Annotated in this window: 7 protein-coding genes and 3 pseudogenes; 6 read left to right on the plus strand and 4 right to left on the minus strand. The window is 76.0% G+C overall.

Features of this window, described 5'->3' with window-relative positions:
* Positions 1 to 335, minus strand: a pseudogene (locus KPL57_RS64980) (helicase-associated domain-containing protein); the annotation flags it as partial.
* Positions 336 to 976: 641 nt separating this feature from the next.
* On the opposite strand from KPL57_RS64980, the pseudogene KPL57_RS73805 reads away from it, so the two are divergent.
* A pseudogene (locus KPL57_RS73805) lies at positions 977 to 1537 on the plus strand (nitrate- and nitrite sensing domain-containing protein); the annotation flags it as partial.
* 205 nt (positions 1538 to 1742) lie between these two features.
* Positions 1743 to 3836, plus strand: a complete 2094-nt coding sequence (locus tag KPL57_RS64990; RefSeq protein WP_226359431.1) for an ATP-binding protein — start codon at positions 1743 to 1745, stop codon at positions 3834 to 3836.
* A gap of 759 nt (positions 3837 to 4595) precedes the next feature.
* Here the strand turns inward: KPL57_RS64990 and KPL57_RS64995 are convergent.
* A complete protein-coding gene (locus KPL57_RS64995) occupies positions 4596 to 4856 on the minus strand; it encodes a hypothetical protein (RefSeq protein WP_226359432.1) in 261 nt (86 codons plus the stop codon).
* A gap of 356 nt (positions 4857 to 5212) precedes the next feature.
* Between KPL57_RS64995 and KPL57_RS65000 the strand changes: the two genes are divergently transcribed.
* The 3 genes and pseudogenes from KPL57_RS65000 to KPL57_RS65010 all read left to right on the plus strand — a co-directional run bounded on the left by KPL57_RS65000 (position 5213) and on the right by KPL57_RS65010 (position 7020).
* Positions 5213 to 5641 (plus strand): roadblock/LC7 domain-containing protein, encoded by a 429-nt coding sequence (locus tag KPL57_RS65000; protein WP_020623626.1) that lies wholly within the window; start codon positions 5213 to 5215, stop codon positions 5639 to 5641.
* A gap of 422 nt (positions 5642 to 6063) precedes the next feature.
* Positions 6064 to 6422: pseudogene (locus KPL57_RS65005) on the plus strand (DUF742 domain-containing protein).
* A gap of 28 nt (positions 6423 to 6450) precedes the next feature.
* Complete coding sequence (locus KPL57_RS65010) at positions 6451 to 7020, plus strand: ATP/GTP-binding protein (protein ID WP_086002304.1); 570 nt, start codon at positions 6451 to 6453, stop codon at positions 7018 to 7020.
* 78 nt (positions 7021 to 7098) lie between these two features.
* Here KPL57_RS65010 and KPL57_RS65015 read toward each other — a convergent pair whose 3' ends face one another.
* Both KPL57_RS65015 and KPL57_RS65020 read right to left on the minus strand, forming a co-directional pair.
* Positions 7099 to 8010: a helicase-associated domain-containing protein gene (locus tag KPL57_RS65015; protein WP_226359433.1), complete on the minus strand. Its 912-nt coding sequence runs from the start codon at positions 8008 to 8010 to the stop codon at positions 7099 to 7101.
* Positions 7980 to 8846 carry a hypothetical protein gene (locus KPL57_RS65020; protein ID WP_226359434.1) on the minus strand — a complete coding sequence of 289 codons (867 nt, stop codon included), beginning with the start codon at positions 8844 to 8846 and terminating at the stop codon, positions 7980 to 7982. The genes KPL57_RS65015 and KPL57_RS65020 overlap by 31 nt, the downstream gene beginning before the upstream one ends.
* Before the next feature lie 100 nt (positions 8847 to 8946).
* Between KPL57_RS65020 and KPL57_RS65025 the strand changes: the two genes are divergently transcribed.
* The coding region (locus tag KPL57_RS65025) for a hypothetical protein (protein ID WP_374204003.1) at positions 8947 to 9247 on the plus strand (301 nt) is incomplete at its 3' end.

Consider the following 9247-nt stretch of genomic DNA (forward strand, 5'->3'; position numbering starts at 1 on the left):
GCGCGGTGAGGACCAGGCCGTGCGCGCGGGTGGTTTGGACAGCTGCAGCCGCCCGTAGCGCCCCCATCGTGTCGACGACGTCGACCAGCAGCGGCTGGGGGACCGGGTAGCGGGCCAGCGGACCAGCGCGTCGACGACCTGCTCGGCGTCGTGCCCGGCGGCAACGCGCGTTTCCACAGGGCCAACGGGGTGACGCGGTAGGTGTGGACGTGCTCGGGTGCCCGCTCCAGCTCGGCGAAGGGCGCGATGGCCGCACGGGCCGCCGCGGAGTCGGGGTGGTCGACCTCGAGCAACAGCGTCTTGTCGGACTGCACGATCAGGGGGCCGTCGGTCACGGAACGAATCCTCTCGAGGCCGGAGAACGGGCGGGGCGGGTCCGCCGGACGCCGAGCGGAGACGAACGGTCGACGTGTGTCACGTCACGTGACGACGGAGCAACCGGCCATACGCCACTCGGGAGACGAGGGTTCCGGGGGCTAGACTCGGCAGCCGTCCGTCACGCACAGACGGGACCCGACACGATCCTATCCGTCCGACTCCCCCGGGACGCGGCAACCGCCGCCCCGTGTCGGTCGCGATGCGGTCGAGCGGTCCCGTCGTGACCCCGAAAGGCGCACCGGACCAGCTGATGCTCCCCGACCTCGTGCCCGCCGCGCCGCCCGTCCCCGGACCGGAGACCGACAGGGAGATCTCGCCGTGACCACCGTGACCAGCACGGAACGCCCGAGCACGTGGTCGGAGCGACTCGACCCGCGGAACTGGAGCCTGGTCGCCAAGCTGGCGGTCGTCGGCCTGGTCCCCACGGTCCTCGCCCTGTCCATCGGCGCCATCCGCGTCGTCGACCAGGCCAACGTGGCCGAGGAGCTCAGCCGCGGCAGCGGACTGGTCGACGTGCACCGCCAGATCGAGACGCTGACCGGCGCGCTGCAGAACGAGCGCGACGCCGCGGTCCGCTTCGTGGCGGGCAACCGGCTCGGTGACCGGGCCGTCGTCGAACGCGCGCCACGCCACGACCGACCAGGCGCTGCAGGCCACGACGGCAGGGCTCGACACCGCCGAGCAGCAGGCCCCCGACCTGGCCACGGCCCGCCGGCAGGCGGACACCACGCTGGGCCAGCTCCCGGTCATCCGGTCGCAGGTCGCCGAGGGCCCGACCCCGGCCGCCGACCTCACCGGCCGCTACACCGCGGTCGTCCAGCGCACGCTGGGACTCGACCGGGCCCTGGTGGGGCGGCTGCAGACCGCCGACACCGCGGGTCTGACCACGGCGATCGCCGCCGGGGCGAGCGCCCGCGAGGCCCTGCAGCTCGAGCGCACCGTGATCGGTGGCGCGCTCGCCGCGGGGACGCTGGAGGAGCAGCAGCGCGCACAGGCCACCGGTGCCGAGGCCTCGTTCCAGGCCGCGGCCGGTGACTTCCAGTCCTCGCTGACGCCGGAGCAGGCCCAGTCCTTCGGGAACTTCGCCGCGGGCCAGGCGAACGCCGAGCGCAACGCCCTGCGCGACCAGGCGCTGTCGGTCCCGCCGGGCGTCGCACCGCCGGTGGACCCGAACGCGTGGAACACCGCCGTCGACCGCTCGGTCGCCGCGGTCGACCAGTCCACGGCGGCCGCCCAGCAGGCGTTCGTCGACGGCCGGGCCAGGGCCGCCGAGCAGGCGGGCAACACCGCGGGCCTCAACTCCGTGCTGTTGATGCTCACGATCCTGCTGACCGCGGGCATCATCCTGCTGCTGGGCCCGGCAGATGGTCCGTTCGCTGCGCCTGCTGCGCAGCTCGGCGCTCGAGGTCGCGGAGCAGAAGCTGCCCGCGGCGGTGCAGAGCATGCGCTCCGGTCAGGCACCGAACGCGCTCGTCGAGCCGGTCCCGCTGGACAGCCGCGACGAGATCGGCCAGGTGGCGCGGGCCTTCGACGCCGTGCACGGCCAGGCCATCCGCCTCGCCGCCGACCAGGCCGCGCTGCAGCAGAACGTCAACTCGATGTTCGTCAACCTCTCCCGCCGCTCGCAGGCGCTGGTCGAGCGCCAGCTGCAGCTGATCGAGCAGCTGGAGAGCAACGAGCAGGACCCGGACCAGCTGTCGAACCTGTTCCAGCTGGACCACCTCGCGACCCGTATGCGCCGCAACAGCGAGAACCTGCTGGTCCTCGCGGGCACCGACCTGGCGAAGCGGAACGTGGCGCCGGTGCAGGTCGTCGATGTCCTGCGGGCCGCAGTGTCGGAGGTCGAGCAGTACCAGCGGGTCGTCGTGCAGACCCCGCCGAACGCGACGATCGCCGGTCGTGCCGCGAACGACCTCGTGCACCTGCTGGCCGAGCTGCTGGACAACGCGACGAACTTCTCGCCGCCGGACTCGCAGGTCGTCATGACGACGACCCGCACCGCCGACGAGTCGCTGCTGATCGAGATCTCCGACCGCGGCGTCGGCATGACCGACTCCGAGCTGGTCGACGCCAACCAGCGTCTGTCCGGCCCGGCCGAGGTCGACGTGTCGGCGTCGCGGCGGATGGGCCTGTTCGTGGTCGGCCGGCTGGCCGCCCGGCACCGCGTCGGCGTCCGGCTCGCCTCGGCCGCCGTCGGCGGCGGCTCCGGTGGGCTGAGCGCCTCGGTGACCGTGCCGCCGCAGCTGGTGCCCTCGGCGCAGCTGCCCGAGCAGCGCCGCGACGGCGATCCGGGCGGCTGGGGCGGCGTGCCGCCCCAGGGTGGCGACCAGCACGCCCCGCAGGTGCCCGCCCCGGCGCTGACCGGTGGCGGAGCGCCCGACGGGCCCCCGTCGGCCGCCCCGACCGCGGTGAACGGGAACGGTCGCGGTGGTTCGCTGCCGTCGATGGTCGCGGGCTCCGACGGCCCGATGACCCCGACCTTCGAGGCCGGTGCGTCCTCGTCCACGACGCCGCGCAACGGCTCGGGCTCGAGCCTGCCGACTCGCCGTCCGGGGTCGTCGCTGACGAAGAACGCGGCCCCCGGCGACGCCGGTGGGCAGACCGCCGACGGACCGGCCCCGACCCTGAACGAGTCCGCCCCGCAGGGTCTGTCGGCCTTCGCGCCGTCGCAGGACGGGGGGCGCGACGCGCGTACCCCGGCCGACGTCTTCACCCCGGCCGACGAGGCAAGCCCCGGTCCCGCCGACGGCGACTCCCCGCGCGGCGCCGAGGCGTTCCGGGGCACCGGCCCCGCGCCGTACGGCGCCGACGACCGCCCGTCCGGCGACGCCGGCCCCGGCGCCGAGGCCCTCGCCGACACCGAGGACGGCACCGAGGGCACCGAGTCGACCACGGCCCCGGCCGACAGCACCGACAACGCCGACAGCACCGGCACCGAGGCGGACCGCTCCGGCGGCACCGCTGCCCCGTCGCGGCGGCCGCACTCGGACTGGCGGGTGCCGCTGCGGCGGCCGCCGCGGCCCGGGCCCGCGGTGACCGCGACATGGACGACACCGTCGTCCTGGACCGGGCGATCGGTGACGGTCCCGAGGACCACCGGCAGGCCCCGGCCGACGACGAGCGCTCCGAGGCGACCGACGCCGGATCCGACGACCGGGACGGGGCCGGTCAGGACAGTGCCGATCAGGACCGTGCCGCCCCGGGCACCGACGGGACCCCGGACCACCGGATCACCGGCACGGTCGCCGACCGGGACACCGACGGCGCCGCCGAGGACTCCACCGACGGGACCACCCCGCAGGAGACCCCGGTCGCGGCCCGCACGAACGGCATCGCGCCGTTCCCCCCGGCCCCCGCCGACCGCGCGGACGCCCCCGGCACCGACCGACGGTGACGCCACGACAAGGCCGGCGCCGCGGACACTGCCCGCACCGAGGACGCGGCCGACACCGAGGTGAGCGCGCCGTCCGGCGACACCGACCACGCCGACGCCTCCGGGGTCGCCGAGGTCGAGGCGGGCCACACCGGGCCCGACCTCGCCGAGGACGACGCCGACGCCGCCACCGGTGCCGCCGGCTCGACGGACACTCCCGGGACCGGTGCCGACGGCGCCCGCCCCGCGGACACCGCAGCCGAGGACGGCGCCGCCCGGAGCACCGGGGCCGGAGACAGCGGCACCGGGACAGCAGCACCGGGGACGGCGACACCGGCGACGGCAGGACCGGGGACACCGCCCCGACGCGCAGCGACCCCGAGACCGCCGGATTCCCGACGGTCCGCACGTCCGGCCGCACACCCATGGGCGGACCGCTCCCGGCCCGCACCAACGGGACCCGCCCCTCGCCGTCGCGCCGCCCGGTCATGCCGGTCCGCGGCGCCGGGCCGGCGCTGCCCACCCGCGGTCCGGGCCGCCAGGGCCCGCCCCCGGCACCGGCCCGCGGCCCGCAGCAGCCCGCACCCCAGCAGGCTCAGCCGGTCCAGCAGCAGGCGCGTCCGGGTCAGCAGGTCCAGCCGGCGACGGGTCGGCAGGAGCCCGCACCGCTGCCGAAGCGCGAGGGTGGCCGGGCCGGCGGTCCGGCGAGCCTCGCCGCGGCCTCCGCCGGCTCCTCGCAGGACGAGCTGTTCGCGCCGAAGGTGGCCGTCGAGGGCGATCGGGGTCAGCTCCGGCGCCCCGGGGCGGTCGAGTCGGCCCGGGCCCAGACCGGGTTCGACATGGGTCAGACCACCCCGATCTTCGACGACATCGCCTCGGCCTGGTTCCGCTCGAACCGGTCGGTGCCGGTCCGCTGGCAGGACGCCGCCGGCCCGAACGGTGGCGCCCCGGCCGGTGCCCCGGCCCCTGCCACGGCCGACGCCCCGGCGCCCCCGGCGGCCTTCGCCTCCCCCGCCGACGACGTCTGGCGGCAGGCCCGCGAGGCCACCGACGGCGACGACTCGGAGACCGCCGGTGACGAGCTGACGACCGCCGGACTGCCCAAGCGACGCCCGCGGGCGCGACTGCTCCCGGGCAGTGCGGCAGGATCGACCGTGCTCAGCCCCGCTCCGGCGGAGCCGAGGGACGCCGAGAGCGTCCGTGGCCGTCTCGCCCGCTACCAGCAGGGCGTGCGTCAGGGCCGGGAGAGCGCTTCCGGTGTCCGTCGCAACGCACTCGCCGGCACGACCGAGACGGTCGACGGCGACTCCGATCCGCAGGACCAGCACGACCCGCAGGACCAGCACGACCGGCAGGACCAGCACGACCGGCAGGGCCCCGGGCCCCGCAGGACACCACCGCGACCGGCACCCCCGAGCCCGCCGCGGACCGACCGAACTCGTCCGACCCCGAGGAGAACCAGTGAGGGCACCGCAGGCACAGCCGAGCCAGAGCCGTTTCGGCTGGCTGGTCACCAACTTCGCGGAGCGCGTCCCGGGTGTCGCGCACGCCATCGTGGTGTCGACCGACGGACTGCTGCTGACCGCCTCCGACCGGCTGCCGCGCGACCGGGCCGACCAGCTCGCCGCCGTCGCATCCGGTCTGGTCAGCCTGACCCAGGGCGCCGCGCGCTGCTTCGACGCCGGTGGTGTCGTGCAGACCGTCGTCGAGATGGACCGCGGGATCGTGCTGCTGATGTCGATCAGCGACGGGTCCTGCCTGGCCGTGCTCGCCTCGCCGAGCTGCGACATCGGCCTCGTCGGCTACGAGATGACGCTGCTGGTCGACCGGGTCGGCCAGCTGCTCACCCCGGAGCTGCGCGCCGAGCTGCAGGGCTCGTTCGGGCCCTGAGGCCACGACTCCGGACCCGAGGACGCGTTACCGTCATGCACCCCATCCGAGGATCGACCAGAGCGGGTGAGATCCGATGACCCAGGACCCGGGCGGACACGGCCCCGAGCCGACGTTCGCCGACGTCATGAACGGGTTCAGCCTGGACTCCAAGCGCACGCCCAAGAAGCGCCGATGGGGGCGCAACCGTCCGGAGGACGACGTCGAGCCGGAGGGTGCCGCCCCCGCGCGCCGGGTCCCGCCGCCGAACCCGGGCGAGGTGACCGGCCCCATCGGCGGGTCGGCGGCCTACGGGCTGCCGCCCACCCCGGCCCGAGCGGTGGAGCCCAGCGGGGCGGTGACCGACCGGACCGCCGGCGCCGCAACCGGCCCAGAACACGGGGCAGAACCCCACGTACGACCCAGTGGCAGCGCCGCCGCCGGTGCCCCCGTCCGCGGGTGGTGCCGCCTTCGTCCGGCCCTACGCCTGGACGCGGGGACGGACCAAGTCGGGCTACGAGCTGGCCATCGAGACCCTGGTCTCGGTCAGCAACCGGGCCCGCAGCCAGCTGGAACGGCTGCCGATGGAGCACCGCTCCGTCGCCGACCTGCTGCTCGAGCAGACCCGCTCGGTGGCCGAGGTCGCGGCGCTGTTGTCGCTCCCCTGGGCGTGGCCCGGGTGCTGCTCGGGGACATGGCCTCGAACGGCACGGTGACCGTTCACCAGACCGCGAGCACCCCCGGCAACGCGCCGGACCTCGCGCTGATGGAAAGGGTGTTGAGTGGACTCCGTCGGCTCTAGGCCACAGCCGCCCCAGCCCGCGGCCGGGATGGCCCGTGCCGCGACGATGTCGGCCAAGATCGTGGTGGCCGGTGGGTTCGGCGTCGGGAAGACCACCTTCGTCGGGTCGGTCTCGGAGATCATGCCGCTGACCACGGAGGCGGTGATGACCGAGGCGAGTGCGTCGCACGACGACCTCTCCGCCACCCCCAACAAGCGGTCGACGACCGTCGCGATGGACTTCGGTCGTGTCTCGCTGGACGCCGACCTGGTGCTCTACCTGTTCGGCACGCCCGGCCAGCAGCGGTTCTGGTTCATGTGGGACGACCTGGTCCGCGGCGCGATCGGCGCCGTCGTCCTCGTCGACACCCGGCGCCTGGCCGACTCCTTCGCCGCGATCGACTTCTTCGAGGACCGCGGACTGCCCTACGTCGTGGGTGTCAACGCCTTCGACGGGCAGCTGCAGCACAGCCTCGACGACGTGCGCGAGGCGATGTCGATCGACCCGGCCGTCCCGATGGTCGTGTGCGACGCCCGGCACCGGCAGTCGACCAAGGAGACCCTGATCGCGCTGGTGCAGCACGCGATGCACCAGCGGATGGCCGCCGGCGCCCGCTGACCCGTACCCGACGGCGGCGCCGGCACATCCCGTGCCGGCGCCGCCGCGGTAGCGCGTCCCTCCCGCGAGGGGATCCGTTCACCCCCGGGCCTGGTCGCGCCCGGCCGGCTGCTCCGCTCCGGCGTCGACCGGGGCGATCGAGGTGATGCGGTGCAGCTGGATCCGGCGCAGCTCGCCGTCGAGCGCGTCGCGGCCCTCGACGTAGCCGCCGCCGACCGAGACCGGCGCGAGCACCCGGTCCCCGGCGACCCCGTGGGCGTCGACGTAGCCGATCCACACGGTCCGGCCCTCGCGCACGGCCTCCTGCAACGACGCCAGGTTCCCGGTCGCGCCGGTGAGCTCACGCCGCCCGGCGACGCTGTCGCGCACCCCGGCCAGGCGGTCCCCCGCCCGCAGTCGCTCGACCAGCTCCTCGGCCCGGTTCGTCGGGGACCGGTCGACGACCCGGCCGGCGTCGCGGGTGCCGCGCCGCAGCCGCGGCTCTGTGCGCCGCCCCTTCGGCCCGAGGTCGACGACGGCACCGCCCGCGTCCTCGGCGGCCGGGCTGAACCCGGCGGCCCGCAGCCCGTCGAGCACCTCGGCCAACGGCAGCGAGCTGACCATGACGGTCGGGGCGATCCGGCGCAGCCCCAGCTCCTCGGCCGCGGAGTGCGCGAGCACCTCGGACAGGAGCACCTCGTCGTCCGAGCGCAGGAAGCAGCTGACCGCCCCACCGCGCAGCCTGCCGTGCCGGCGGGCGACGTCGTCCACCAGATAGGTCAGGGTCTGCGGGACCGGGGTGCGGGAGCGGGCCTCGAGGATCGCGCGGACGTCGTCGGCGGTGCGGCCGGTGTCCAGTGCCCGGCGCAGGCTGCGCTCGGTGAAGCGGTACACCGTGGCGCCGCCCGCGGACTCGACCTCGGCCAGGATCGCGAGCTCGTGCGCGAGGTCCGCCGACAGCCGCCCGGGTGCGACGGCGGTCAGGTCGGCCTGCAGCAGGATCTCCTCCACCGGGGCGGGCAGCGCCGCGTGCAGTGCGGCGGCCAGCTCGGTGGGGTGCCGGGTGGGGTGCGCCGGTCCGGGCGCAGGGCCGGGTCGAGCAGAACCCGTCCGGCCGTGGTGAGCGCGTCGAGGGCGACCACGCCGATCGCGGTGGCCTCGGCGACGGTCCAGCCGACCGTCTCGTCGCGCAGCCGGCCGCCGCGGCGCGGGGCGTGCCAGGCCAGCAGCCGCGCCAGGTCCTCCGGTGACCCGACCGAGGTGCCGGGTGCGAGATCGGCGAGCGCGTCCAGGACGCGACGGCGGTCCCGCGCGGCGGGGGGCCGGCGCGGCCCGTCGGACAGGGCGGTGATCGGCTTGCCGGTCTCGTCGCGGCGCCCCACCAGCCCGGGCAGCCGCGGCAGCTCCAGCCAGGCCTGGGCCAGCACCGCCCAGCGGGACTCCTCCGGGCCGGTGCCCCAGACGTCCCAGGTGGTGGTCGGCAGCCACTCCGGGGTCACCGACTCGGTCGCCCCGACGAGGTCCGCGGCGTACAGGACCTCCAGGATCAGCGCCGCGGTCGGCTCGTCGGTGTCGGCCGCCTTCGCCGCCCGCTTGAGCTCGCGGACGCCGAACCCGCCCGACCGCAGCACCGGCACCGACTCCCGCGCCAGCCACTCCAGGAGCAGGTCGGTGCGGCGCAGGAACTCCAGTGCGGCCCCGGCACCGGTGCCGTCGACCACCGAGGTCTCCCTGGCGCGCAGCGGGACGTCCGGCCGGGACAGGTCCAGCGGCCCCATCGGACGGTCGCCGCGCAGGGCCAGCGCGACCTGGCGGGGCAGCTCGACGGTGTCGGCGTCGCGGCGCACGAGCAGCCCCTTGTCGAGGAGCGACCCGACCGGTCCGGCTGAGCCGTTCGCGTTGCGGGAGCGGCCGACCGGCGGGCCCTGGGAGAGGACGTCGAGGACCTTGCGCTCGTCCGCCCACCCCGGCGAGCAGGGTGTCGAGCTCGGAGCTCGCGGCCGGACCGGTGGCGGGGGCGCCGAGCCCGGCGGGCCACGGCCCGACGACGTCGGCGGCCGCGGGGACCAGCGACACCGCGTCGTCCGGGCCCCAGGCCAGCGCGCGGTCGCGCAGCGCGGTGAGTCCCTCGGCGACGGTGGCCGCGTCCACGTCGGGGCCGAGCCAGCCGCGCAGGCCGGCGCCGGGGGTCGTCGCGTCGACCGGGGTCCGCCACGCCGTCGCCAGCACCAGGGCGTCCAGCACGGTC

The organism is Pseudonocardia sp. ICBG601, assembly GCF_020496245.1.